The following is a 25967-nucleotide window of genomic DNA, read 5'->3' as shown; positions in this document are numbered from 1 at the left end:
GTTTGGACGGTGTGGGTGCTTAACGCGAGAGCAGCGGCGCCGGGCTTTTGTCCTCTGCGCCCACGTCGTGCAGGGAAATCCTCGACGTCTCCGGCAATGCCAGTCCGCCCGCCAACGCCAGCAATGCCACGGCTATCAGGTAGAACGCCGGTGACAGGTTGCTGCCGGTGGTGCTGATCAACCACGTGGCCATCAGCGGCGCGGTGCCGCCGAAGATCGTATACGCCATGTTGTAGGTAATCGCCGAGGCGGTATAGCGCGTGCGGGTCGGAAAGGTCTCCGACAGCAACGCCGCCGTCACCACACCACACAATACTGCGCCGACCGCCAGCAACATCACCCCGACAATGGACGCCGTGAACGAACCGGAACTGGCCATCAGGAACGACGGATACACCACCACCATCAACAACACGCACGCCGTCATCACCGTGACCCGACGCCCCACGCGATCCGAATACAGCCCCGCCAGCGGGCAAATCGCCGCGGCGAAGATCAACGCGATCAGCGACACCAGCAACGCCATCGCCCGACTCAGCCCACCGGCCACTTGCAGGTACGTGGCGAAGTAGGTGGTGAACATATAAAACGACAGCGCCGTCAGTGACACAAAAGCGCCCAGGCAGCAGATCGCCGCACCATGGTTGCGCAAGGTTTCCTTGAGTGGTGAGTGGGCCACCGCGTGCTCCTGCTTCACGGCCTGGAAGGCGGGCGTCTCATCCAGCTTCCAGCGCAGGTAAAGGCCCACCAGGCCCAGCGGCGCGGCGATCAGGAACGGCAGGCGCCAGCCCCAACTGCCCATCGCCTCGGCGGACAACGACGCTTCGAGTGCGTACGCCACCACGGCGGCGGCGGCGAAGGCAGAGAACGTCGACACCGGCACGAAGCTGCCGTACCAGGCGCGTTTGTCCCGGGGCGCGTGCTCCATCAGGTAGGCACAGGCGCCGGCGTATTCGCCGCCGGCGGAGAAGCCCTGGGCGCAGCGGATCAGCGATAACAGGATCGGCGCCGTGACGCCGATGGCGGCGTAGGTGGGCAGCAGGCCGATCAAGGTGGTGGCGCCGGCCATCAGCAGGATGGTCATGGCCAGGGTGCGCTTGCGCCCGATACGGTCGCCGAGCATGCCGAAGAAAATCCCGCCCAGGGGCCGGAAGGCGAAGGCGACGGCGAACACCGCGAAGGTTTTGAGCAAGGCCGCGCTGGCATCGCCGCTGGGGAAGAACTGTTGGGCGATGGTGGTAGCGAGGAAACCGTACACGGCGAAGTCAAACCATTCGACGAAGTTACCGATGCCGGCGGCGATGATGACCTTGCGCAGGGTTTGGGGGCTTACCTGTTCGGTGGAGGGGCTCGTCATGGGGAAGGCCTCGGAAGGGGGTCGGAGATGCTGGATTATCCGGGGAGGGTGTTGGGCGGCCGGGCTCAAAAGAGTCGTCCGCGTAGTCAGTAGCGACCGGGTGGGATGAGGGAGGCAGGAATTGGGCCAGGTCAGGCGGGGATTTATCGTTACCGGGCAGACGTGCGATAGGTCAGCAGCACAATCCCGGTCACCACGATGACGCCGCCGACTATCTGGCCGGCGCTGAGCATTTGATCGAGCACGACCCAGCCCATCAACAGCGTGGCCAGCGGCTCAATGTTCATGACCGGCGCATTGCGCGGCATGTCCAGGCGCGGGACCGACATGAACAGCACGATAAAACCGGTGCCGTACAGCACCACCAACGTTGCGAGTGCCAGCCAGCCGGTACCCGTGGCCGGCGGGTTCAGGCCGCCGGGGAGGGCGCCGCTGAGGCCGGCGAGGTTGACACTGCTGAATACGATGAAGATGGTCAGCAGGCTGCGCACGGAGCCGCGCACCTGGGACAACTTGTGGTCGGTGATCCACAGCGCGCAGGCGAACACGAACGCGGCGCAGAGGGCCAGGCCGACGCCGAGCAGCCAGTGCGGGCCGATATCGGCATGGCCTGAGAGGCGGCCGGGTACGTCCAGCACAAACACCAGGCCCACCAGAATCAACCCCATCAGCAAGGCGGTGCGCGCCGTCGGACGTGGGCCGCCGAATGCCCAGTTGAGCAGGGCGAGCAGAATCGGGAACACGTTGCCCACCAGCAGCGCCAGCGCCACCGGCACACGGGCGACGGCGGAGTAGAGGCACAGGCTCTGGGTAGCGATAAGCAGGCCCAGCAGCACTTGCCAGCGCCATGCACCTGCGGGCAGGCGCAGGCTTTGGCGTTGCCACAGTACCAGCACCGCCAGCACCAGCAAGGTGCCACCCGAGCGCAGCAGAATGGCCAACAGCACACCGGCACCATCATCGAAGGCGACCCGAGCGGCGATGTGATTGCCGGCGAAGGCACAGCCCATGCAGAGCAGAATCAACACGGCAATGGGGCGGGAGAACAGGGCGGGGGCAGTTTGCGTCGGGGCAGGCGGAGTCATGCTGGGGCTCGGGCGGTTGGCGCCATCGTCGGGGATGGCGATTTATTTTTAGGTTGTCGTACAACTTCGCGACGGGGTGATTTGTAGCGTGTTTGCGCCGAGGGAGCAAGGAGGGATTTGGTCTGGAAAAAAACTCAGCGCCTGCTGAGCGCGAGTTTTGCGGCAAACAGCAAGAAGATCACACCGGTGGTGCGATCCATCCACTGGATGACCTTTTCGCGGCGCAGGAACCCGGACAGCGACTGCGTGGCGCCGATCAATACCAGCGACCACAGCAGCCCGAGCAGCACATGGATGCTCACCAGGCCGAAGGTCCAGGCAATCAGCGAATGCCCTTGGGGGATAAATTGCGGCAGGAACGACACGTAGAAAATCCCCACCTTGGGGTTCAGCACATTGCCCAGCATGCCCTTGATAAACCAGTTGCCGCCGGGCTTGCGGTCGTCTGCGGCCGGTGCCAGTGAGCGACGCGGACGCACCAGCATGTTCAGCCCCAGCCAGGCCAGGTAAGCCGCGCCGCAGTACTTGAGCAGGTTGAACGCCATCTCCGACACCGCGATCAACGCGCCCAGGCCAAACGTAACCGCGGCGCCCCACACCAGGCAACCCGCGTTGATGCCCAGCGTGGCCTGCAGCGCCTGGCGCTTGCCTTCCACCGTGGCGGTGCGCAGGACCAGGGCGGTGTCGAGCCCCGGCGTGAGGGTCAGCAGAGTGGCGGCGAAGGTGAAGGCGATGAGGTTGTCGGCGATGGACATGAGCGGGCTTCATGCAGAGGGATGAGTGGGCGTTAACCCAAGCTTGGCATGAGTGGTTATCTTGTGGCGAGCGGGCTTGTTGTGGTGAGCAGGTTTACTATGGTGACCGGGCTTGTTGTGGTGAGCGGGCTTGTCTGCCTTCAGCGGTTGAAGCGTTCAACCAGCGCGTATTGGGTGGACGCGGTATTGGTCAGTTCCTTGCTCAGGTCCGTGGATTGATGGGCTTGTATCGAGGTCTGGTCGGCCAGTTCGGCGATGGTGGTGATGTTGCGGCTGATCTCCTCGGCGACGGCGCTTTGTTCTTCGGTGGCGGCGGCGATCTGGGTGGTCATGTCGGTGATATGCGACACCGCTTCGCTGATCCCCACCAGGGCCTGGTCCGCTTCCAGCACCCAGGCCACGCCTTCCTGGGCCTGGCGCTGGCCGTTTTCCATGCTTTGCACCGCGTTGCTGGAGGATGCCTGGAGCTTGGTGATCAGCCCATGGATCTGGGTGGTCGATTGTGACGTGCGCTGGGCCAGTTGGCGCACTTCGTCGGCTACCACGGCAAAGCCTCGGCCTTGCTCGCCGGCCCGTGCCGCTTCGATTGCGGCGTTGAGGGCGAGCAGGTTGGTTTGGTCGGCGATGCCTTTGATCACATCCACCACGCTGCCGATTTCGTCGCTGTCCCTGGCCAGTTGCGCCACGGTCACCCCGGTCTCGCCGACCATGGTGGACAGACGCTCGATGGCTTCACGGGTATCGCGCGCCACTTCGCGGCCGCGCCCGGTCAGCACGTTGGCCTGTTGGGTGGCGTCGGCGGTGCGTTGTACATGGCTGGCGACTTCCTGGGTGGTCGCGGCCATCTGGTTGACGGCCGCCGAGACCTGTTCGGTTTCCACGCGCTGGCGGTTCAGGCCTTTGGCACTGGCGGCAGCCAACTGATCGGATTGCCCCGCCAGGGTACTCAGTTGTTCGGCGCTGTCCTGCAGGCGGGTGAGGCAGGTTTTCAGGCGCGCGGTCTGGCTGAGGAACGCGGTTTCCAAACGCGACTGTGGGCCGCGTGCGTCACTGTACATCTGCGCGATCAAGGCATCCGACGTCGAGGGTTCGACCCCCTCCAATAGACGCAGGGTACTGCCCTGGCGCCAGCGCGAGCACAGCAGGCCCACCGGCAGCGCGACCGCCACGGCCACTGCGACGGCCGCCGGTGCACTGAGGAACAGCCCGGCGACGCTGCCCGCCACACCGGTGGCCATGTACGGCACGCAACTCACTGCCGCCGGCAGCCAGGCATCCTGGCGCGGCACGCCCGGCTTGCCTTGGCTCAGACGCCGGTAGAGGGCCTGGGCGCGGCGGATTTCATCGGTCGTGGGCTTGACCCGCACCGACTCGAAGCCAACGACACGGCTGCCGTCGAAGATCGGCGTGACGTAGGCATTGACCCAATAGTGGTCGCCGTTTTTCGAGCGGTTCTTGACGATGCCCATCCAAGGCAGGCCTTGCTTGAGCGCGCTCCACATGTGGGCGAAAACGGCGGGTGGCACGTCGGGGTGACGCACGATGTTCTGGGGCGCGCCGATCAGGTCGGCGCGTTCAAAACCGCTGATATCGACGAAGGCGTCGTTGCAGTAAGTGATCATCCCTTGAACATCGGTGGCGGAGATGAGTTTTTGCGAAGGCGCGAGTGAAATCTCGCGCTGTGTTACAGGCTGGTTGTTGCGCATTCCGACTACTCCCTGAATTGCCATAAGTTCATCGGCATCACACGGAATAAGTTGATGGCGATTGTTTGATATAAACCGAGACGTGACGAATGGCGTTCAGGAGGGCCTAAATGGCGAATTGTCCTGGTGCGATACGAAAACAGTTTTTGCCTGCGCGCTTGGCTTCATATAACGCACCATCCGCATGGGCAATCACTGTTTGTGCACAGGTATGTGACGTACTGTCGGCGCCTTCAAAGAGGGCAATGCCGATGCTGGCTTGCAAGGCATAGGGAAGAGCGCAACGCTCAGAGGCCTGTCGCAATGTGTCTATAATTCGTTGCGCTGCAAGGGTGGCAGAGGTCATGCCGGAATTATTCATCAGCAGAATAAATTCGTCTCCGCCCAAGCGGCCGGCACAATCCTGGTTTAGCCTGACAATCGATTTAAGTGTTGCGCCAAATTCGGCTAACGCCTTGTCACCTTCAGCATGTCCGTGGTTATCGTTGATGCCCTTGAAACCATCCAGATCTATGTAGAGCACCGCAAAGTGTTTATCGGCATGCCGGCTGCGGGCCAGGGTGTTTTCAATCAGTTCGAGTATCCCCATACGGTTGTACAGGCCCGTGAGGGGGTCATGGGTCGCGCGGATTTGGTTTTTGGCCTCGGCCAGTAACGCGCGCACCAGGTTATCGTTCAACGTGTTGAGCAGTAGCCACATGCCCGTCAAGTACAGCGGGGCCTGGAGCAGGAATATCCTGAGCAGCGGCTCCGGCTGAAACAAGGTGGCGAGCTTCATGGGCACATCCGTCAGCAATATTTGAGTGAATGCGTAGCGCGGTACGCCTTGGTTGCGCATGGCGATCGCGGCATTCACGCTGACCATTGACGTGCACCCGAGAACTTGAAGAATCGCATCGCCGCTGATCAGGCAACCAGCGGTACCCAGGCCCAGCTCCGCCGCCCAGACCAGGCCCAGTAATAACGATAGATCAATGACATAAGGATATTTTTGGCCGCCGTATGTATTGATCCAATACAGCAGTGCTAACCGTGAGACCCAGATCATCGAATCAATGATGAGCCAGGCAATGAAGAATTGGCTCGGGCGCAGTGTAACCACGACTGTGCATATCACCAGGCTGTTAAACCAGCCGACCCACAGCACCCCCTTCGAAGAAAAAGGCCCGGCTATAAGTTCGCTGCGTATACGTGTGTCATACGGCGCGTCTGCATTTGTCAGCCATCTCATCGCCTTTGTTGCAGGGAGTTGATATTCCATATTGACCCTCACCTGAAGCGCTGAAATTAAATAGTGGCACATAGCCATGCTGGCACCGTTCCAGCGGCTTTTCAAATGCTATGAGATAAAATTTGCGGGGCATTGATGCATGAAATATTCACTTGTTATTCAGCACGTCCGGTGGGGAATCGCGCCGGCAGAACCGCTATCCATCACCCCGCATGATTGAAAAGCCTGAAACTTCCCGATGAAAAACCTCATAATGGCGGCCATTTTGTTTAGCCCGTTATTCTGGTGTGCCCCCATGGAAATCAAGGTCAACTTTCTCGACAACCTCCGGCTTGAAGCCAAGTTCGATGACTTCACGGTGATTGCCGACCAGCCTATTCGCTATAAAGGCGATGGCTCGGCACCGGGGCCGTTCGATTATTTCCTGGCCTCGTCGGCGTTGTGCGCGGCGTACTTCGTCAAGTTGTACTGCAGCACGCGCAACATCCCCACGGACAATATTCGCCTGTCGCAGAACAATATTGTCGATCCGGAAAACCGCTATAACCAGATCTTCAAGATCCAGGTCGAGTTGCCGGCCGATATTTCCGATAAGGACCGCCAGGGCATCCTGCGTTCCATCGACCGTTGCACCGTGAAGAAAGTGGTGCAGGCCGGGCCGCAATTCGTGATCGAAGAAGTGGACAACCTCGACGCCGATGCCCAGGCCCTGTTGATGCCGGGCGCGGGCAGCGAGGCGGGCACTTATATTGCCGGCAAGGACCTGCCGCTGGAGCAGACCATCGCCAACATGTCCGGGATCCTTGCCGGCCTGGGCATGAAGATCGAGATTGCCTCGTGGCGCAATATCGTGCCAAACGTGTGGTCGCTGCATATCCGCGACGCCCATTCACCGATGTGCTTTACCAACGGCAAGGGCGCGACCAAGGAGGGCGCCCTGGCGTCGGCGTTGGGCGAGTTCATCGAGCGGCTCAACTGCAACTTCTTCTACAACGACCAGTTCTGGGGTGAGGAACTGGCCAACGCGCCGTTCGTGCATTACCCGGACGAGCGCTGGTTCCAGCCGGGCCCGAATGACGAGCTGCCCGGCGAAATCCTCGATGCCTACTGCCTGAAGGTCTACAACCGCGACGGCGAGTTGCGCGGCTCGCACCTGTTCGACACCAACTCCGGCAACGAAGCGCGCGGCATCGTTTCGCTGCCGTTCGTGCGCCAGTCGGATGGCGAGGTGGTGTATTTCCCGTCCAACCTGATCGAGAACCTCTACCTCAGCAACGGCATGAGCGCGGGCAACACCCTGGCCGAGGCCCAGGTGCAGTGCCTGTCGGAGATTTTCGAGCGTGCGGTGAAGCGCGAAATTATCGAGGGCGAATTTGCCCTGCCGGACGTGCCGGCTGACGTGCTCGCTAAGTACCCGGGCATCCTGGCGGGTATTGCAGGCCTGGAAGCCCAGGGTTTCCCGGTGCTGGTCAAGGACGCGTCCCTGGGCGGCGAATTCCCGGTGATGTGCGTGACCTTGATGAACCCGCGCACCGGCGGCGTGTTCGCCTCGTTCGGTGCCCACCCGAGCCTGGAAGTGGCGCTGGAACGCAGCCTTACCGAACTGCTGCAAGGCCGCAGCTTCGAAGGCTTGAACGACCTGCCGCAGCCGACCTTCGAAGCCCAGGCGGTGACCGAGCCGAACAACTTCGTCGAGCACTTTATCGACTCCAGCGGTGTGGTGTCGTGGCGCTTCTTCAGCGCCCAATCGGACTACGAATTTGTCGAGTGGGACTTCTCAGGCGAAGGTGAAGACTCCAACGCCCAAGAGGCCGCGACCTTGTTCGGCATCCTCGAAGGCATGGGCAAGGAAGCCTATATGGCGGTATACGAACACCTCGGCGCAACCGCCTGCCGCATCCTGGTGCCGGATTACTCGGAAATCTACCCGGTGGACGACCTGATCTGGGACAACACCAACAAGGCGCTGTTCTTCCGCGAGGACATCCTCAACCTGCACCGCCTGGACGAAGCGGAATTGCAGGGGTTGGTCGAGCGCCTGATCGAAAGCGAGCTGGACGACTACACCGACATCACCACCCTGATCGGCATCGAGTTCGACGACAACACGGCCTGGGGCCAACTGACCATCCTCGAATTGAAGCTGCTGATCTTCCTCGCCTTGCAACAGTACGAAGAGGCCAAGGAGTGCGTGGAGATGTTCCTGCAGTACAACGACAACACCGCCGAGCGTGGCCTGTTCTACCAGGCGTTGAATGCGGTGCTGGAGATGGAACTGGACGACGACCTGGAACTGGCGGACTACGAAGCCAACTTCCGCCGCATGTTCGGCAATGAGCGGATGGACGCGGTGATCGGTTCGGTCAACGGCAGTGTGCGCTTCCATGGGTTGACGCCGACCAGCATGAAGCTGGAAGGGCTGGACCGGCATTTGCGCTTGATCGAGAGCTACAAGAAGCTGCATTCGGCGCGTGCCAACATCGTCCAGGGGTGACGCATACCCAATGTGGGAGGGAGCAAGCCCCCTCCCACAGTTGATCTTTGTTTTCTGGGGGGATTTATATCCGGGCCAAGGCCTGGGCGAGGTCTGCCCGTAGATCCTCCACGTCCTCAACCCCCACCGACAACCGCACCAGCCCGTCGCCAATCCCCAACTGCGCGCGGGTCGCCGCCGGGATGCTGGCGTGGGTCATGATCGCCGGGTGTTCGATCAGGCTTTCCACGCCGCCCAGGCTCTCGGCCAGGGCGAAGAGCTTGACGGTTTCCAGGAAGCGCGTGGCGCCGTTCAGGTCGCTGTTCAAGTCCACCGAGATCATCCCGCCAAACCCGCGCATCTGCCTGCGCGCCAGTTCGTGCTGCGGGTGGGACGCCAGGCCTGGGTAATAGACCCGTGATACCTGCGGTTGCTGCTCCAGCCAGGTCGCCAGGTCGAGGGCGTTGCTGCAATGGCGCTCCATGCGCAGGGCCAGGGTTTTCACGCCGCGCAGGGTGAGGAAGGCGTCGAACGGGCCGGCGATGGCCCCAACCGAGTTTTGCAAAAAGCCCACGCGCTCGGCCAACTCGGGGTTGTCACCGACGATGGCGATGCCGCCGATCACATCGGAGTGACCATTGAGGTACTTGGTGCTGGAGTGCACCACGATGTCGACACCCAACTCCAGCGGGCGCTGGATCCACGGGCTGGCGAAGGTATTGTCGGCCACGCAGAGAATGCCGCGGCTGCGGCAGATCCGGGCGATGGCGGCGAGGTCGGTGAGGCTCAGCAGCGGGTTGCTTGGGGTTTCGACCCAGACCATCCGCGTGTCGTCCTGCAAGGACGCTTCGAACGCCGTCACATCACTCAGGTCGACAAAGCTGAAACGGTGCCCGGCACTGCGCTGGCGCACCTTGTCGAACAGGCGGAAGGTGCCGCCGTAGAGGTCGTTGCCGGACACGATATGGGCGCCGGCATCCAGCAACTCCAGCACCGTGGAGATTGCCGCCAGCCCGGACGCGAAGGCAAACGCCTGGCTGCCGCCTTCGAGGTCGGCCACGCAGCGCTCCAGGGCAAACCGCGTGGGGTTGTGGGAGCGGCCGTAGTCGAAGCCCTTGTGCACGCCGGGGCTGTCCTGCAGGTAGGTGGAGTTGGCGTAGATCGGCGGCATCAGCGCGCCCGTGGTCGGGTCGGGTGACTGCCCGGCGTGGATCACACGGGTGGCAAACGCGCTTTTATCGGGCTGGCTCATGCAAGGGATCTCCGCAGGTGGTTGAGCAGGTCGACGCGGGTGATCAGGCCGTGAAAGCCCGCCGCGTCGGCAATGATGGCGACCAGGCCGCGGTCCAGTTCGGCCTGCAATTCGGCCAGGCTGGCGCCAGGGGCCAGGGTGTGGACTTTGTCGCTCATGGCGCTGGCGACCATCATGGAGAAGTCCGCCGCGTCATGGTGCAGGCCCAGCAGGATGTCGGACTCATCGATCACCCCCACCAGTTCGCGGCCGTCCACCAGCACCGGCAGTTGCGACACGTCCGCCAGGCGCATGCGCTGGAAGGCGGTGAGCAGGGTGTCGTCGGGGCTTACGCTGATCACGCGGCCATCTTCGAAGCGCCGCGCGATCAAGTCGCGCAGGTCGCCGTAGTGCTTGTAGTGCAGCAGGCCCGCATCGGTCATCCATTGGTCGTTGTAGACCTTCGACAGGTAGCGGGTACCGGTGTCGCAAACGAAGGTGACCACGCGCTTGGGCACGGTCTGCTCGCGGCAATAACGCAGCGCGGCCGCGAACAGGGTGCCGGTGGAGGAACCGCCGAGAATGCCCTCGGCCTTGAGCAGCTGGCGGGCGTGATCGAAGCTGTCTTCATCGCTGATGGAGTAGGCGTGGCGCACGCTGGACAGGTCGGCAATCGACGGGATGAAGTCCTCGCCGATGCCTTCCACCGCCCACGAGCCAGGTGTTTCCAGCTTTCCGCTGCGGCTGTATTCGGCCATCACCGAACCCACCGGGTCGGCGAGGACCATTTCCAGCTCGGGCTGCACCCGTTTGAAGAAGCGCGTCAGGCCGGTGAGGGTGCCGGCCGAGCCGACACCCACCACGATCGCGTCCACATCGTGTTGGGTCTGTGCCCAGATCTCCGGCGCGGTGCTGGTCTCGTGGGCCAGGGGGTTGGCCGGGTTGTTGAATTGGTCGGCGAAGAAACAGCCGTCAATTTCCTTGGCCAGCCGCGCGGCCATGTCCTGGTAATACTCGGGATGGCCCTTGCCCACATCGGAGCGGGTGATATGCACCTCGGCGCCCATGGCCTTGAGGTGCAGCACTTTTTCCGTGGACATCTTGTCGGGCACCACCAGCACCACCCGATAACCTTTCGCCCGGCCCACCAGCGCCAGGCCCAGGCCGGTGTTGCCGGCGGTGGCTTCAATGATGGTGCCGCCGGGGCGCAGGCGGCCGTCGCGTTCGGCGGCGTCGATCATGGCCAGGCCGATGCGGTCCTTGATGGAACCGCCGGGGTTTTGGGATTCAAGCTTGAGGAACAGCGTGCAGGGGCCGGTATCGAAACGGCTGACCCGAACCAGCGGCGTGTTGCCGATCAGCTCGAGTACGGCAGGGCGGGGGAGCGTGGGCATGTCGTCACCTGAAGGCTTAGGGTGGGGGACAGCAAATGGCAGAGCATGGTCTGGAACAGTAGGTCGGTATCGGGTCGGTCGCAACCGAGGGGTCGATTGAATGTCTTTTTTTGGCGCATGGACGATGCCCGGGTGCGCTATCTAAGCGCACGTTGTGCGGCGATACCTGCGTAATCACTGGCAGAGTGACCTGGCGTGGGCTTTGCTTTAGAGAAATCCAAACTTGGATACAAGATGGAGTTTCCCATGCACAACGTTTTTGGCTGGACCCTCGGTGAATGGCAGGCTGCTTACCGCAGCGGCGCGATCACGCCGGACATTTTGCTCACCCTGGCCGCGCAATACCCCCCCGAGGACAGCGCCTGGATCGCCCGCGCCCAGCCGTCGTCATTGGCCGAGCAGTTGGCACAGTTGAGCGAACGGCTGGCAGCGCTGGGCGGTGATATGACCCAGCTGCCGTTGTATGGCGTGCCGTTTGCGATCAAGGACAACATCGACGCGGCCGGCTGGGACACCACTGCCGCCTGCCCAGAATTTGCCTACCGCGCGACCCGGGATGCCTCGGTCGTGCAGAAGCTGCGCGCCGCCGGCGCGATCCTGATGGGCAAGACCAACCTCGATCAGTTCGCCACCGGCCTGGTGGGCACCCGTTCGCCGTATGGCGCGGTGGGCAACAGTTTCAATGGCGATTACGTCAGCGGCGGCTCCAGCTCCGGCTCTGCGTCGGTGGTCGCCCGTGGGCTGGTGGCGTTTTCCCTGGGCACCGACACGGCGGGCTCCGGGCGCGTACCAGCGGGGTTCAACAATATCGTCGGGTTGAAGCCGACCAAGGGGCGTTTGTCCAATACTGGCCTGGTGCCGGCTTGCCGCACGGTGGATTGCGTCTCGGTGTTTGCCTTGACCGTGGAAGATGCCGAGACCGTGGCGCACGTTGCGGCGGGATACGACGCCAGCGATGCCTATTCCCGCGCCAACCCCAACACGGCGCCAGTGGCGGTGGGCGCTTCGATCAAGCTGGCCATCCCGGCGGCCCTGGAGTTTTTCGGCGATACCCAGAACCAGGCCGTGTTCGAACACGCGGTCGAACACTTCAAGGCGCTGGGCGCGGTGATCACCCCGGTGGATTTCACTGCGTTCAAGGAACTGGCGGACCAGCTGTACTTCGGCCCCTGGGTCGCCGAACGCACCGTGGCCCTGGAAAGCATGCTGGAAAACCAGCCCGAGGCAATCAACCCGGTGGTGCGCGGCATTGTCGAGAATGGCCGCCAGTACAGCGCCTGCGACGCCTTCAAAGCCGAATACCTGCGGGCCGAACTGAGCCGCCGCATCAACGACAGCCTGGCCGGTTTCGATGCCTTGCTGGTGCCGACTTCGCCAACCCTGCGCACCATGGCCGAGATGGCGGAAGAGCCGGTGCGCTACAACTCGCAGTTCGGCTACTACACCAACTTCACCAACCTGGCCGACCTCTCGGCCCTGGCGCTGCCGGCCGGTATCCGCGCCGATGGCTTGCCCAGCGGCATTACCTTGCTCGCACCGGCCTGGCATGACACGGCGCTGGCGCACCTGGGCAAGCGCTGGCAAGCCAGCCTGGAGCTGCTTTTGGGCGCCACCCAGCGTTATCTGCCGTCACCGTCCGCACCCGCCCAAGCCCCCGGCTGCGTGCGCGTGGCGGTGGTGGGCGCGCACCTCACCGGCATGCCACTGAATGTCCAACTGACGACGCGTAACGCGGTGCTGGTGGAGCAAACCCTGACGGCCGACACTTACCGCCTGTACGCGCTGCCGGGCACGGTGCCGCCCAAGCCAGGGCTGGCCAAGGCGGACAGCGGTCGGGCGATCATTGTCGAGCTGTGGGACATGCCCCTCGCACGCTTTGGCGAGTTCGTCGCCGAGATCCCCGCACCGCTGGGGATCGGCAACCTGCTGCTGGCGGATGGGCGCAGCGTCAAAGGCTTCATCTGCGAGCCCTGGGCACTGGCCGACGCCCTCGATATCACCGAGTTCGGTGGCTGGCGCGCCTTTATTGCGAGCCGGGGCTGAGCATGGGGGCCAAGACACGCCCCGACAGCCTGGCCGAGCAGGTCTACGCGCAGCTCAAGGCGGATATCTTCGACTTCCGCCTGCTGCCGGGCGATCGCTTCAGCGAAGGCGAGGTGGCCGAACGCATGCACGCCAGTCGCACGCCGGTGCGTCAGGCGCTGTATCGCTTGGAACGGGAAGGGTATGTGGAGGTGTATTTTCGCAGCGGCTGGCAGGTGAAGCCGTTCGATTTCGCCTACTTCGAAGAGCTCTACGACGTGCGCATCGTGTTGGAACTGGCGGCTGTCGGCCGGTTATGTGCGATGGATGAACCGAACCCGATGCTGCAAGCGTTGCAGGCCACCTGGCAGGTGCAGGAGGGCGAGCGCCTGGAGGACGCCCAGGCCGTATCGGCGCTGGATGAGCGTTTTCATTGCGCGTTGGTGGAAGCCACCGGCAACCGTGAAATGGCGCGCATGCACTACGCCATCACGGAGCAGATCCGCATCATCCGGCGGCTCGACTTTACCCAGGCGCCCCGCATTGCGGCGACGTACGAAGAGCATGGGCAAATACTTGCGGCCATCGTGCAACGCCAGGCTGACCAGGCGCAGCACCTGCTGAAGCGGCATATCGAACTGAGCAAGCAGGCGGTGCGCGAGATCACGTTGCACCGGTTGCATACCGCCCGGCAGGTGGGGGGGCAGATTTCCTGATGCCCTGAGCTTCTGTGGTGAGCGGGCTTGTTGTGATGAGCGGGCTTGTTGTGGTGAGCGGGCTTGCCCCGCGCCGGGCTGCGCAGCAGCCCCAATCAGGCTCCCTGTGTTCTGTCAGGTAAACCGCAGCGCCTGGTTTTGGGTCTGCTGCGCAGCCCAACGCGGGGCAAGCCCGCTCACCACAGGTTACGAGTAGTCCTCAGATCACGTGGGGCGTGGAGGTGCAATGGGTGAGCCTGCGCAAGCTTATTGTGATGAGCGGGCTTGCTGTGGTGAGCGGGCTTGTTGTGGTGAGCGGGCTTGCCCCGCGCCGGGCTGCGCAGCAGCCCCAATCAGGCTTCCTGTGTTCTGTCAGGTAAACCGCAGCGCCTGGTTTTGGGTCTGCTTCGCAGCCCAGCGCGGGACAAGCCCGCTCACCACAAGTTACGAGTAGTCCTCAGATCACGTGGGGTGTGGAGGTGCAATGGGTGAGCCTGCGCAAGCTTATTGTGATGAGCGGGCAAGCTCGCTCACCACAGGTTATTGGGCCTGGCGTGAAAGCCTTTGCAGCTTTGCGATGACCGCCTCGGTTGCCCGCTGCATCGGCGCCCGCAACTCACTCTCGATCAAGCCCTCCAGCGCCAGTGCGGCTTTCACCGGCGCCGGGTTGGGCTCCATGAACAGTGTGTTGATCAACGGCACCAAGCCAAGGAACGTCGCCCGCGCCTCAGCCAACTGGTTGTCCCTTACCTGTTGCCACAGCGCCACAAACTGTTCGGTGCACACATGGGCCGACGCGGCAATCGCACCGCTGGCACCCAGGCACAGCGCATTGAAGATCTGCAGGTCCTCGCCACACAACACATCGGCCTCACCGCTGGCCAACACCGCCAGGGTATTGCCCAGGTTGCCGCCGCAGTCCTTGATCGCCACGATCTGCGGGTGCGCGACGATGTTCAGCAAGGTCGCCTGCTCGAAGGTCACGCCGGTACGGTAGGGAATGTCGTAGAGAATGATCGGCACGCTGGACGCATCGGCCACCGTGCGAAAGAACGCTTCAAGGCCGGCCTGGGAGGGGCGGATGTAACTCGGCGCGGGCACCAGCAAACCCGCCAGCGGGCGCTTGAGCACCTCGGCCTGGAATTGCAGCAGCTCAATCTGGTTGTTGCCCGCCAGACCCATCACCACACGGTGGGCGGGCACCTGTTGCAATACCGCATCCAGCACCGCCAATTGTTCCTGGCGGCTGAGAGATGCGGCTTCGCCGGTGGTGGTGCACACCATGATCCCGGCCACGTGCTTGTCCAGCAGGTGGCTGACCAGGCGGTGCAGGCCGACAAAATCGATGGCGCCGTCCTGGAACGGCGTGACCACGGGAACCCAGATACCTTGAAACGATGACATGCACTTTCTCCTGATGATTGACCGTTTGAGTCACCGTCAGAAAGGCATGGGCAATTGTGCAAGGGGGAGGGAGTCCGCGCTCAATGTCCTGTCAGCTCATCTGACGGGACAGCGCGCCCCGGTCACATGAGCGACTGTTTCTTCGATTTGAGGGCGTGCGCCACGCAACCTTGCGCCTTGGCAATCAAGCCAATGACGGAAAGGTTAACCACTGAGGTTGCGGACATAAGCTGACACACCCATGAAGACTGGGGCTATCTTCATGGAATATTACGAGGTGTGTCAACTTCCCCCGTGGCTTGAATGCGCCGGTGCAGGTGGATCAGCCTTTTATCGCGGCTTCAATCGCCGCAATGTCGATTTTGGTCATGGTCATCATCGCGTCGAAAGCACGTTTGGCTATTGTCGGGTCAGGGTTGGCCACCGCATCGGTCAACACCCGAGGCGTGATCTGCCACGACAATCCCCACTTATCCTTGCACCAACCGCAGGCGCTGGCCTGGCCGCCGTTGTCGATAATGGCGTTCCAGTAGCGATCGGTTTCGGCCTGGTCATCGGTGGCGACCTGGAAGGAAAACGCTTCGCTGTGGGGGAATATCGGGCCGCCATTGAGGCCGATGCACGGGATGCCCATCACGGTGAATTCCACCGTGAGCACATCGCCCTGTTTGCCGGACGGGTAGTCACCGGGGGCCAGGTGCACGGCGTCGACCGTGCTGTCGGGCAAGGTGCTGGCGTAGAAGCGCGCAGCCTCCTCGGCGGTGCCGTTGTACCAGAGGCAGAGGGTGTTCTTGGGTTTCATGATCGGTCTCCACGGACAATGGGTCCATGGAGTTTAGACGGCCAACTGCCGTTCGATCGCCGCCTTGTCGATCACCGACCAGACCTGGGCGATTTTGCCGTCGACGAACGTGTAGAAAACGTTCTCCGAGAACGCCACCTGGCGACCATTGATCGCCAGCCCGAAAAACTCGCCCCGGGGCGTAACATTGAAGTTCAGCCGGCTGGCGACGGTGGGCGGATCGGCGATCAGCAACTGGATGTGGAACACCAGGTCGGGGATCTCGCGAAAGTCGCGCTCCAGCATGGCGCGGTAGCCCTCCAGGCCGACCACCTGGGCGTTGTAGCACACGTCCGGGTGGACGAAGTCGCCCAGGCGGTTCCAATCCTGCCGGTTGAGGCAGTCGATGTAGCCGAGGTACAGGTCGGCAAGTTGGTTGCGGGTCATGTTTTTTCCTCAAGCCCTGCGCGCGGTCAACAACACCGTCGCCGCCGCCGACAACAACCCCGCACAGCAGCGATTGAATATCCGCTTGCCACGCGGCTCGGCAAACCAGCGGCGCATGTGCAGGCCCATATAGGCGTAGAGGCTGATGGCGATCCATTCCAACACCAGGAACAGCGCGCCCAGCACGGCGAATTGCGGGGTGATGGGTTGGCCGTGGACCACGAATTGCGGGAGGAACGCGGTGAAGATCAGGATGGCCTTCGGGTTGCCTGCCGCCACCAGGAACTCCTGTCGCGCCAGTGCCCACAAACCCACCTTCGCGCCTGCCGATTGCGCCTCAGCCTGCTGATCAGCCCGCCACAGCTGGAACGCCAGATAAAACAGATACGCCGCGCCCACAATCTTGATCGCGTAGAACAACAACTCCGACGTCTGCAGCACCACCGCCAAGCCTGCGGAGGCGAGGGCGATCATCCCGGCAAAGGCCAGCAGGCGACCGACACCGGCCAGGCACGAGGTGCGGTAGCCGTAGCGCGTGGCGTTGCTGACGGACAGCAGGTTGTTCGGGCCGGGCGCCATGTTCAGGGCGAAGCAGGCGGGGAGGAACAGGGCGAGGGTGGCGAGGTCCATGGCGGCTCCGGTTTTGGACGGACGGGGACCGTCGAGGATAAGGGGAGTGGAGGTGGTTGGACAATGTGCGCGTTGCTTTCGACCAACAGTGGACTCAGCGGCTCGTCTACTTGTCATGCCCAAAACCCTTCTCACGCGCATGTGGCGCATTATGCGAGTCGCTTGGCACCATCCGCTAGTGCTGCGAACCGGCAGAGCAGGCAAGCTGAGGGTAAATCTGAGCCAGGAGCCTGATATGCATATCGACAAAACCAAACCTGTAATGGTCACTGGAGCTACGGGCTATGTGGCCGGTTGGCTGGTCAGCCGCCTGCTGCAAGAAGGTTTGACGGTGCACGCTGCCGTCCGTGACCCGGATGATGCATCGAAACTGCACCCTCTGGCTGCGCTGGCTGAAAGCATGCCGGGCACTATCCACTTCTTCGCGGCAGATCTGCTTGCGCCGGGCTCTTACCAGAAGGCGATGCAAGGCTGCGAAGTCGTGTTCCATACCGCCTCGCCCTTCACCCTGGATATTCAGGACCCGGTCAAAGAACTGATAGAGCCGGCTCAACTCGGCACGCGCAATGTTCTGGAGTCTGCCAATGGGACGCCTTCGGTAAAGCGCGTTGTGGTGACTAGCAGCTGCGCCGCCATCTATGGCGACAATGCCGACCTGGCCAAGACCCCAGAAGGGCTGTTCACTGAAGAAATCTGGAACACCAGCTCCTCGGTCGATCATCAGGCCTATTCCTATTCGAAGCTGCTGGCGGAAAAAGAGGCTTGGTCCATTGCAAAGAAACAGGATCGCTGGCACCTGGTAACCATCAACCCTTCGCTGGTGATCGGGCCAGGAGTGAACCCCAACGGTACCTCCGAAAGCTTCAACCTCATTCGTCAGATGGGCGACGGCACCCTGAAGATGGGCGTGCCTGACATCGGCTTCGGTGTCGTCGATGTCAGGGATCTTGCGGAGGCCCACTTCCGGGGCGGTTTTGTCCCAGAGGCCAAAGGGCGCTTCATCGTATCAGGGCATAACACCAGCTTCCTGAAGATGGCTGAGACGCTGCTGGAACGCTATGGTGCGCGCTATCCAATCCCTCGTCGCAAGCTGCCCAAGTGGCTGGTCTGGACGGTCGGGCCACTTATGAACAAGGGACTCACGCGCAAAATGATCAGCCTGAATGTTGACCTGCCATGGCGAGCGGACAATCGTCGCAGCCGTGAGATATTGGGTGTGAGCTATCGTCCGATGCAGGACTCCATGAATGATTTCTTCGCGCAGCTGATAGAAAGTGGCCGCATAAAGGCACGTTGATCACATTATGGAACGATTCTCCGTCTCGTCAGGCTGGAAGGTACTGCTCGCAGACCTGGGCGTCCCGGTCCGCGAGTTCTTGGCTATGGCGCAACTGCCTAAAGACCTGTTCGAACGACGCGATGCCAGCCTGGCGAGCGCGGATTACTTTCGGCTATGGGAAACGCTGACAATATTGCTCGGTGATGCGCAGTTACCGCTGCGCATACTGCGTAATTTTTCAGCAGAAATGTTCGACCCGGCGACTTTCGCGGCATTTTGCAGCCCCAACCTGATTGTCGCATCCCAGCGTATTCAGCAATTCAAACCCCTGATCGGTCCAATGCACCTGGACATCGAGGTACACCCGGAGCGGCTGCGCCTGGGCATCCACTTCGGCGCGACCAGCGAGCAGCCCGCCACCGCGTTGATCGCTGTGGAACTGGGTTATTTCGTCCAGATTGCACGCATGGCGACGCGACAGGTTGTCGTGCCGCTGCGTGTCATTTCCCCCAGGACGCTCGAACCGAAACTGGCATACGAAGAGTTCTTTGGTTGTACCCTGGAGTTAGGTGACAGCATTGGCCTGGAGTTTTCCCGCGCCGACGCCGAGCGCCCGTTTATTACAGAAAACCAGGCCATGTGGGCACTGTTCGAGCCGAAGCTGCAGGAGCGGCTGGCCGAGCTGACCAGAGACTCATCCATAGCCAGCCAAGTGCGTAGTGTTCTGCTTGAGCTGGTGCCAAGTGGGATTACAGGTGCTGATGAGGTCGCACGCAAACTTGCAGTCAGTCGGCGCACCTTGCAACGACGACTCGCCGAGGAGAAAACAAGCTTTTCGCAAGTCCTGCACGGACTACGTGAAGAGTTGGCCCGCCATTACATCCGCAATTCAGAGCTGCCTTACACGCAGATTTCATTCTTGCTGGGTTACGACGACCCCAACTCTTTCTTTCGCGCCTTTCACGGCTGGACCGGGACAACACCGGAACGCTTGCGCCATGAGAACAAGCATTGATCCGAAAAAAAGCTCCACTTTAGTCGCTGGTTGTTGCAGGCATCCCAGGCATTGAATCTGGGGCAGGCGTACAGCAAATAGTTCCCTTGCATCCAACCCTCAAAAGACAGCCCCACAGTGGCCACCATTGATTGCTATGTCATCGCTATCGAATTCGCCTGCGCCACTGCGGGCAAGCTAAGCCACCTGATTCGCAAACCTGCCCACCGCGTCGACCACCCGCTTGGCGCCGTCCTGAATTTCCACAATGACCTGGCCTGCCTGCGTGGCGAGTTCAAGACCTTGCTCTGCCTGGGATTTGCTGTTGGCCATTTCGGCGACGGTCTCATCCACCAGTTTCTGGTTCTGCAGCACCACCGAGGCGATTTCTTCCGTCGCCGTGCTGGTGCGCCCGGCCAGTTGCCGCACTTCATCAGCCACCACCGCAAAGCCTCGGCCTTGCTCGCCTGCACGGGCGGCTTCAATCGCGGCATTCAATGCCAGCAGGTTGGTTTGCTGGGCAATGCTGCTGATGGTCTGAATGATCGAACTGATCAGCAGTGACTGTTTTCCGAGGGCTTCGACTCCGCCGGCAGCCGCCTGCATATCAGCGGCGATTTTATGCATGGTATGCATCGTGTCGTTGACCACCACGGCTCCGCGCTCGGCACTGACATCGGTCTGCCGGGAAATTTCAAATGCGGTTTGCGCCGCGCCACTGACTTCCTGTTCCCGGGCAACCTGGTCGGAGACCACCGTGGCGAACTTGACCACCTTGCACAGTGCGCCTTCAGTGTCGTACACCGGGTTGTAGGTTGCTTCCAGCCACACGGTCTGGCCGCGGCTGTCAACGCGTTCAAATCGGCCGGCTACAAACTCGCCCCTGTTCAGGGTTGCCCAGAAATCCTTGTAGTGCTGCGACGAGGTTTCCTCCGGCTTGCAGAAAATCCGGTGGTGGCTGCCTTTGGCTTGCTCCAGGCTGTAGCCCATGGCGTGCAGGAACTGTTCATTGGCGGTGATGACATGCCCGGAGAGGTCGAACTCGATCACCGCCGTCGAGCGCAGCAATGCCTGGATGAAAGAGGTGTTTTCCGAGGCTTTTTCTACCCGGGCGGTAATGTTCGTTGCATAGCAGGTGACATGACTCAGCTGGCCGCTCGCATCCGTAATCGGCTGCCAATGTGCATGCAGCCATATCAATGAGCCGTCGGCATGCAGGTAGCGGTAATCGTCGGTAATGGACTTGCCAGCGGCGACCGCCGCTCGAAAATTATGAAAGCAGGGCAGCTTGGAGACGTACTGCGGCACGATCTCGGCCATGGCACGGCCTCGAAGTTGCTCCGGGGTGTAGCCCAACGACTTGGCAAAGTTGTCGTTGCATGCGGTGATCTTGAATGTCGAGTCGATACTCAACGTCAGCATTTCACGGTTCAGGCCATCGCGCAGTTGGCGCAGTTCCAACAGCTCGGCTGCCTGGGCGTGAAGCTGGTTCTTGGCTTTTGTATTGAACATGGGAAACCGCCTCCTTGGGTTACATCCAGCCTATCGGCACGTCATTCTGCAAATTTAGACCGTTCGACGGGTAAAGCTTCATCAGCCAGCCGGATCCCTGCTAACGCGTTGCGGTACGCCGCATGTACCGCGCCGGCGGCGAGCCCAGAGTCTTGCGAAACATACTGATGAACGAACTGACCGACTCGTACCCGAGGGCTTCGGCGGTGCGTTGCACGGATTCGCCCTCGGCCAGGCTCTGCAAGGCCACGATGATTTGCCATTGCTTGCGCCATTGGCCAAAGGTTAGCCCAGTTTCGCTTTTAACCAAGCGCGCCAGGGAGCGCTCGCTCATGGCGACCTGGCGTGCCCATTGGGCCATGGTGCAGCGATTTGACGGGGCCTGGGCCAACCCCCGTGCGATGAAACGCAGCTGCGTTGTGGCCGGAAGCGGCAGGTACAGCTGTTCCGAGGGGGCCAGTTCCAACTGTTCGAGGAGCACGCTCGCCACGCGTGCATTGGCGGACGCCGGCGGATAGTCCTGGGCTTGGGCGCTCAGGTGCAGGATCAATTCCAGGACCAGCGGTGACAGCACCAGCGTGCAGCATGTGTGCGGTAGCGCGGCCGCACCGGGCTCGACGAACAGATAGCCGATCTTGCCGTTGGCGGTCACCCGGTTGCTGTGGGCAATACCGCCCGGGATCCATACGCCGAACCCCGACGGCACCATCCACACGCCATCCTCTACGGTGCATACGATGCCGCCGTGATACGCCACTACCAGTTGGCCTTTGCGGTGGGTATGGACGGGGAATTCGGTGTCGTTTCGCTGACTCCCCAGCATCAACGCCACTGCGGGCTGGTCGAAACTGTCCAGTTCGAATTGATCCACCCCGTAGAGATGTGTCTCGTCCACGTCGCGCCACCTCGATTGTCTGAATTTGATTATATCTTGGCAGCATACTCAATATCGGCACAGCCTTGCAGTCCCTACCATCGTCAGCAAGGCCATTGCCGACTGCGAGATTCAACGATGCTGAGCGAAATCACGATTGCCCACCTCTACCTGCCGCCTTTCTTGCTCTACCTGGGCGTTACCGCCGTGGTTTACGCACTGCTGGAGCGGATCATGCGGCCCTGGCTGGACTGGGCCTGGCACCCGAGCATGGCGCGTTTCTGCATGTCGTTGATCGTTCTCTCGATCCTTGTGCTGAAGTTTTGAGGCGCGGGCGATGACGATCAAACACCTGCTCAAGACCCTCGTCACCCTGGTGCTCGGCTTGACCGCACTGCTGCTGTGTACGCAGTTGTGGCGCGCCTATGAGTTGGCCCCCTGGACACGGGACGGGCGGGTCAGTGCGCAAGTCATCCGCATTGCCCCCGAAGTGTCCGGCCAGGTTGAACAACTGCTGGTCGAGGACAACCAGTGGGTCGCCAAGGGCGCGTTGTTGTATCAGATCGACCGCAGCGCCTATCTGCTGGCCCGGCAACAGCGAACGGCCGAGCTTGCCGAGGCGCGCAGTGTGTTCGAACAGCGCCGCTCACAGCTCAGCCGTCGCCAGCAACTCGGCGATGCGATTGCGCGGGAGGAGACCGACAATGCGGCCCGGGACCTGGCGGTGGCCAGGGCGCGGTTGGACGCGGCCCAGAGCCAGTTGGCCCACGCGCAGCTGGATCTGCAGCGTACGACGGTTCGTTCTCCGGTCGACGGGTATGTGACCCAGCTGCGGCTGCAGCCGGGTGACTACGCGGCGGCGGGCGATACCAATATCTTTGTGGTCGACAGCCATAGCTTCTGGGTCACCGCTTACTTCGAGGAGACCAAGCTGCCCGGTGTTCGCGTGGGCGCCGCGGCGTCCATCAAGCTCATGGGCTTTGCACCGCTGCTTGAAGGGCATGTGGCGAGTCTCGGCAGAGGCATTGCCGACGGCAACGAGCTGCGCAGTAACAGCGGCTTGCCCCAGGTGGCTCCTACGTTCAGCTGGATACGCCTGGCCCAGCGTGTGCCGGTTCGGATTGAGCTGGACAAGGTGCCACCGGGCGTGGAGCTGGCGGCGGGGATGACCGCGAGTATCGAGGTCGCCGAGGCGGGGGCCGCCCCCCATTGGCGGCTTACCCAGTGGCTGCAGGATTTCATGTGATGGCCGGTGCACTGCGAATGCTCGGGGCATGGTCGCCCGAGACCTCGGGGTATGTGCTGCGCAGTCTTGCGGCGGCGACATTGGCCCTGTGGCTGGGCTTCCAATTGCACCTGGAGGCGCCGTTCTCGGCGGCTTCGACCGTGTTGCTGCTGATCCATCCGCTGCAGGGCGCGGTGGTCGGCAAGGGCTTCAATCGCGTTCTGGGAACCCTGGTGGGGTTGCTCGCCGCCCTGGTCCTGACCGGCCTGTTCGCGCAAAAAATGCTGCTGTTCATCCTCGGGATCGGGGTGTGGCTCGGCCTTTGTGTCGGTGCCATGACCGTGCTTCGGCACTACCAGGCCACGGCGGCAGTGGTCGCAGGCTATACGGTTTGCCTTGCCCTGGGCCCGGCCATTGTCGCCCCGCAGCAAGGTTTCGAGCATATCGTGGCGCGGGGCACGGCCGTGGTCCTCGGGGTGTTGAGCCTGAGTCTGGTGGCGACGTTGTTCAGCCGCAAGACCGTCGAGTCCAAACTGAACAAGACGCTTGAGGACATCGCCGCCCGTACCTTGGAATTGCTGGCCTTGCGAATTGAGGGGGAGCAGGGCGCGCAACTGGCTAGTGCGCAGGGCCAACTCGCCATCGAGGTGAGTAAGGTGGACGAGCTTCTCGGGATCGGCCGAGGTGAGTCCCGCCTGATCCGTTCCAGGCTCGCGACCCTGCAGGCAGGGCTTGCGTATGTGCACGGGGTGATCCTGGACGAGTCACCGCTCAACCACGGTGGCTTGCCTTCCCTCGTTCGAATGGGCGCGCAACTGCAACAGCTGGCCGACGCAAAGCCGGGTTTTTCCGCGGCAGCCGAGCATGTCCGGGAGATGCAGCACTGCCTCGCCCAGGCCCATGAAAACCGTCAAAGCCAGCAGTGCTTGAGTGAACAATTGGCAGACCTGTCCAGCGCCTTGCTGAGCTTTGCCTGCCTTGAGCGCGCGCCCCGGACGCCGGCCCGCGCCGTGGGGTTCCACCGCCATTACGGCGACGCGCTGCGCAACGGTCTACGCGCCCTGGCGGCCACGCTTGCTACCGCTGCGGTCTGGTACCTGAGCGCCTGGGACCAGGGGCCAACCTTGCTGGCAGTGTTGGGCCCGTGCTGCACCTTGCTGGCCACCAGCCCGGCGCCCGCTCAAGGCATCGGCCGTTTCTTCGAGGGAACGCTGTACGGCATCGTAACGGCAGCGGCGTGCAAGTTCCTGGTGTTGCCGCACATCAGCGGGTTCGCGTTGCTCAGCGTCGTGCTGATCGCCTTCTGGACCGTCGGCATTCATGCCACCACCCGGCCGCGCCACGCCTTGCAGGGCATTGCCTACCTGATCGCGTTCAACACCCTCGTCGGCACCGGCGGCACGGCCCAGTACGACTTCACGGACTTCGCCAATCAAGCGCTCGCCTGGCTGGTAGCGCTTGCCATCTGCCTGCTGGCCTTCCAGCTACTGCCGGGGCAATCCGCCCGCCATGTACACGTCCTGACCCAGGCGCTGCACAGGGACACCCGGCGCTTACTCCGGCACGGGCGCCGCATGGACCTGCTCAAGTGGCAGGCCCGGCAACAGCACCGATTGGTTGCCTTGCAGGCACTCTTGGGCGCTGGTCACCAACCGGCGGGCGGCGCCGGCTCTGTGTCCCTTCAATTGAGCCGCCGGCTGCTGACTTTGCAACGCCAGACACGGGAGCTGGAACCTGACTCAGCAATCGCCAAATGTGCGCAAAGGGGCGAGCGGCGTATTTCACGGTATGCCTCCACTCCCGCGATCAGCGCGGCTCAGGCACGTCGGACGTCGAGATCATTGACCCGGCTGGGGGCTCACGCTCTGGCGGCTGGCTACCAGGATTTAGCCGGGCTGCTCGACACCTATTCAAGCATTACCAACGCGGATATCCGCATCCATTCCAGTTCAAACAACCAAGGTGAGATGAAATGAAGCAACTCCTTATCTGGACGCTTTTCGGCATGATCGCGTCGACGCCATGGGCCGTGCAGGCATCGGACGGGGCTGAGGCGCTGGCGCGCTGGCAGCAGCAATTCAAGCAGGAGCAAAAACAGCGGGCTGAACGCCCGAGGGGGGATCAGGGCTCCAGGTCCAAGGCCGCAATGATCGGGAAAGGGAAAACCTGATCGGATAGCGGCCGGGGCAGGGACATTCATCGGGCGAGGGCTTGATTGAACAGGTTCTGCAGAAGCCCCTCACCCCGCCGCAGAGTCAGAAGCTCTCAAGACGCACGTGGATTCCCGCTCGTCCAGCCAGCTCGATAACGTCTTCGAGTCGATCCGTGTCAACAATGAAACCGTCGTAATTTTCACCTCCGGAATCCAGGTGAAGAAACCGTTTACCGAACCGGGCGAGCCACTGATCAAAGTTATCGAGAACCTGTGGCATGGAGGTAGCGTTTTCCCGTACATAGGCGTAGGGCGTCTTCAAGCCACTGGCGCTGACCAGAAAGGGCGCTAGATACTCAAACACGTCATAGCCCCTCCAATCCACGCTGAGGAGTACAAGGTGTTCGAGTTTTTGCCCCTTGGCGTCATTCAGGAAACCTTCGGTGAGGGCACTGCAGGGGTCATCTCCCATCGCGTATCTGCGCATAACGCGGCGGACAAGTCTGGCGCCTTCTTTTTCCGCCGTGGTCGCCACCAGCGCCTGGGCAAAGGCTTCGAGGGCTTTTTTCTGGGAGGGGTCGCTGCGCTCGGGCCGCAGCTCTTTCATGATCGCTGAAGCGCTGAGGTTGGTTTCCTCGGGAGGAGGCATGGTAAAGCGTCCACCAAACAATCGATCCAAAATGCCCATGTCTGTCCCTGTATGAGTGTGAGGAAAACCAT

General features: G+C 62.0%; 22 protein-coding genes and 3 pseudogenes. 9 read left to right on the top strand and 16 right to left on the bottom strand.

The window, feature by feature from the left end:
* Nucleotides 1–19: 19 nt before the first annotated feature.
* The 6 genes and pseudogenes from FX984_RS04260 to FX984_RS04240 form a co-directional block, all read right to left on the bottom strand.
* Nucleotides 20–1357 carry an MFS transporter gene (locus FX984_RS04260; RefSeq protein ID WP_092356996.1) on the bottom strand — a complete coding sequence of 446 codons (1338 nt, stop codon included), beginning with the start codon at nucleotides 1355–1357 and terminating at the stop codon, nucleotides 20–22.
* A 149-nt stretch (nucleotides 1358–1506) separates the two neighbouring features.
* A complete protein-coding gene (locus FX984_RS04255; protein ID WP_098479363.1) occupies nucleotides 1507–2442 on the bottom strand; it encodes an EamA family transporter in 936 nt (311 codons plus the stop codon).
* Nucleotides 2443–2576: 134 nt separating this feature from the next.
* Nucleotides 2577–3197: a LysE family translocator gene (locus FX984_RS04250; RefSeq protein WP_146476161.1), complete on the bottom strand. Its 621-nt coding sequence runs from the start codon at nucleotides 3195–3197 to the stop codon at nucleotides 2577–2579.
* Between the two features lie 140 nt (nucleotides 3198–3337).
* The gene (locus FX984_RS04245) at nucleotides 3338–4435 is read right to left on the bottom strand and encodes a methyl-accepting chemotaxis protein (RefSeq protein WP_419480793.1); all 1098 of its coding nucleotides are present in this window, start codon (nucleotides 4433–4435) and stop codon (nucleotides 3338–3340) included.
* A gap of 195 nt (nucleotides 4436–4630) precedes the next feature.
* Nucleotides 4631–4819, bottom strand: a pseudogene (locus tag FX984_RS33135) (PAS domain-containing protein); the annotation flags it as partial.
* A gap of 190 nt (nucleotides 4820–5009) precedes the next feature.
* On the bottom strand, nucleotides 5010–6164 hold the full coding sequence (locus tag FX984_RS04240) for a GGDEF domain-containing protein (RefSeq protein ID WP_043293903.1): 1155 nt from the start codon (nucleotides 6162–6164) through the stop codon (nucleotides 5010–5012).
* Nucleotides 6165–6429: 265 nt separating this feature from the next.
* Between FX984_RS04240 and FX984_RS04235 the strand changes: the two genes are divergently transcribed.
* On the top strand, nucleotides 6430–8628 hold the full coding sequence (locus FX984_RS04235) for an OsmC domain/YcaO domain-containing protein (RefSeq protein WP_027608452.1): 2199 nt from the start codon (nucleotides 6430–6432) through the stop codon (nucleotides 8626–8628).
* Between the two features lie 64 nt (nucleotides 8629–8692).
* Here the strand turns inward: FX984_RS04235 and FX984_RS04230 are convergent, their stop codons facing one another.
* A complete protein-coding gene (locus tag FX984_RS04230) occupies nucleotides 8693–9859 on the bottom strand; it encodes a cystathionine gamma-synthase (RefSeq protein WP_146476165.1) in 1167 nt (388 codons plus the stop codon).
* Nucleotides 9856–11232, bottom strand: a complete 1377-nt coding sequence (locus FX984_RS04225) for a pyridoxal-phosphate dependent enzyme (protein ID WP_027608450.1) — start codon at nucleotides 11230–11232, stop codon at nucleotides 9856–9858. The genes FX984_RS04230 and FX984_RS04225 overlap by 4 nt, the downstream gene beginning before the upstream one ends.
* 246 nt (nucleotides 11233–11478) lie before the next feature.
* Between FX984_RS04225 and atzF the strand changes: the two genes are divergently transcribed.
* Complete coding sequence (gene atzF, locus FX984_RS04220) at nucleotides 11479–13275, top strand: allophanate hydrolase (protein ID WP_146476167.1); 1797 nt, start codon at nucleotides 11479–11481, stop codon at nucleotides 13273–13275.
* A 2-nt stretch (nucleotides 13276–13277) separates the two neighbouring features.
* Nucleotides 13278–13970 carry a GntR family transcriptional regulator gene (locus FX984_RS04215; RefSeq protein ID WP_043293882.1) on the top strand — a complete coding sequence of 231 codons (693 nt, stop codon included), beginning with the start codon at nucleotides 13278–13280 and terminating at the stop codon, nucleotides 13968–13970.
* Nucleotides 13971–14489: 519 nt separating this feature from the next.
* Here the strand turns inward: FX984_RS04215 and dapA are convergent.
* The 4 genes from dapA to FX984_RS04195 form a co-directional block, all read right to left on the bottom strand.
* Nucleotides 14490–15353: a 4-hydroxy-tetrahydrodipicolinate synthase gene (gene dapA, locus FX984_RS04210; RefSeq protein WP_027608447.1), complete on the bottom strand. Its 864-nt coding sequence runs from the start codon at nucleotides 15351–15353 to the stop codon at nucleotides 14490–14492.
* 322 nt (nucleotides 15354–15675) lie between these two features.
* Nucleotides 15676–16155 carry a VOC family protein gene (locus FX984_RS04205; protein ID WP_146476170.1) on the bottom strand — a complete coding sequence of 160 codons (480 nt, stop codon included), beginning with the start codon at nucleotides 16153–16155 and terminating at the stop codon, nucleotides 15676–15678.
* Nucleotides 16156–16188: 33 nt separating this feature from the next.
* The gene (locus FX984_RS04200; RefSeq protein WP_146476172.1) at nucleotides 16189–16581 is read right to left on the bottom strand and encodes an ester cyclase; all 393 of its coding nucleotides are present in this window, start codon (nucleotides 16579–16581) and stop codon (nucleotides 16189–16191) included.
* A 9-nt stretch (nucleotides 16582–16590) separates the two neighbouring features.
* Nucleotides 16591–17211, bottom strand: coding sequence for a LysE family translocator (locus tag FX984_RS04195; protein WP_154905338.1), 621 nt, complete (start codon nucleotides 17209–17211; stop codon nucleotides 16591–16593).
* 235 nt (nucleotides 17212–17446) lie between these two features.
* On the opposite strand from FX984_RS04195, the gene FX984_RS04190 reads away from it, so the two are divergent.
* A complete protein-coding gene (locus FX984_RS04190; protein WP_027608443.1) occupies nucleotides 17447–18508 on the top strand; it encodes an NAD-dependent epimerase/dehydratase family protein in 1062 nt (353 codons plus the stop codon).
* 7 nt (nucleotides 18509–18515) lie between these two features.
* Nucleotides 18516–19505 carry a helix-turn-helix domain-containing protein gene (locus tag FX984_RS04185; protein ID WP_027608442.1) on the top strand — a complete coding sequence of 330 codons (990 nt, stop codon included), beginning with the start codon at nucleotides 18516–18518 and terminating at the stop codon, nucleotides 19503–19505.
* Between the two features lie 177 nt (nucleotides 19506–19682).
* On the opposite strand, the pseudogene FX984_RS33130 reads toward FX984_RS04185, so the two are convergent.
* The 3 genes and pseudogenes from FX984_RS33130 to FX984_RS04175 all read right to left on the bottom strand — a co-directional run.
* Nucleotides 19683–20117, bottom strand: a pseudogene (locus FX984_RS33130) (methyl-accepting chemotaxis protein); the annotation flags it as partial.
* A gap of 105 nt (nucleotides 20118–20222) precedes the next feature.
* Nucleotides 20223–20906, bottom strand: a pseudogene (locus FX984_RS33125) (PAS domain-containing protein); the annotation flags it as partial.
* A gap of 190 nt (nucleotides 20907–21096) precedes the next feature.
* Nucleotides 21097–21891 carry an AraC family transcriptional regulator gene (locus FX984_RS04175; RefSeq protein ID WP_146476174.1) on the bottom strand — a complete coding sequence of 265 codons (795 nt, stop codon included), beginning with the start codon at nucleotides 21889–21891 and terminating at the stop codon, nucleotides 21097–21099.
* 117 nt (nucleotides 21892–22008) lie between these two features.
* On the opposite strand from FX984_RS04175, the gene FX984_RS04170 reads away from it, so the two are divergent.
* Genes FX984_RS04170 through FX984_RS04155 form a run of 4 tightly spaced genes read left to right on the top strand, consistent with a single transcriptional unit; the run spans nucleotide 22009 to nucleotide 25265 of the window.
* Nucleotides 22009–22197, top strand: coding sequence for a DUF1656 domain-containing protein (locus FX984_RS04170; RefSeq protein ID WP_027608439.1), 189 nt, complete (start codon nucleotides 22009–22011; stop codon nucleotides 22195–22197).
* Between the two features lie 10 nt (nucleotides 22198–22207).
* Nucleotides 22208–23116: an efflux RND transporter periplasmic adaptor subunit gene (locus FX984_RS04165; protein ID WP_146476176.1), complete on the top strand. Its 909-nt coding sequence runs from the start codon at nucleotides 22208–22210 to the stop codon at nucleotides 23114–23116.
* Nucleotides 23116–25071, top strand: a complete 1956-nt coding sequence (locus tag FX984_RS04160) for an FUSC family protein (RefSeq protein WP_146476178.1) — start codon at nucleotides 23116–23118, stop codon at nucleotides 25069–25071. Before FX984_RS04165 ends, FX984_RS04160 begins: the two co-directional genes overlap by 1 nt.
* Complete coding sequence (locus tag FX984_RS04155; RefSeq protein ID WP_027608437.1) at nucleotides 25068–25265, top strand: hypothetical protein; 198 nt, start codon at nucleotides 25068–25070, stop codon at nucleotides 25263–25265. Before FX984_RS04160 ends, FX984_RS04155 begins: the two co-directional genes overlap by 4 nt.
* A gap of 85 nt (nucleotides 25266–25350) precedes the next feature.
* Here the strand turns inward: FX984_RS04155 and FX984_RS04150 are convergent, their stop codons facing one another.
* A complete protein-coding gene (locus FX984_RS04150; protein WP_027608436.1) occupies nucleotides 25351–25935 on the bottom strand; it encodes a DUF6630 family protein in 585 nt (194 codons plus the stop codon).
* Nucleotides 25936–25967: the final 32 nt, after the last annotated feature.

Origin of the sequence: Pseudomonas marginalis, assembly GCF_008692035.1 — a bacterium.
In the GTDB taxonomy this organism is placed as follows: Bacteria; Pseudomonadota; Gammaproteobacteria; order Pseudomonadales; family Pseudomonadaceae; genus Aquipseudomonas; species Aquipseudomonas marginalis.
This window is presented reverse-complemented; position numbering and strand designations above follow the sequence as displayed.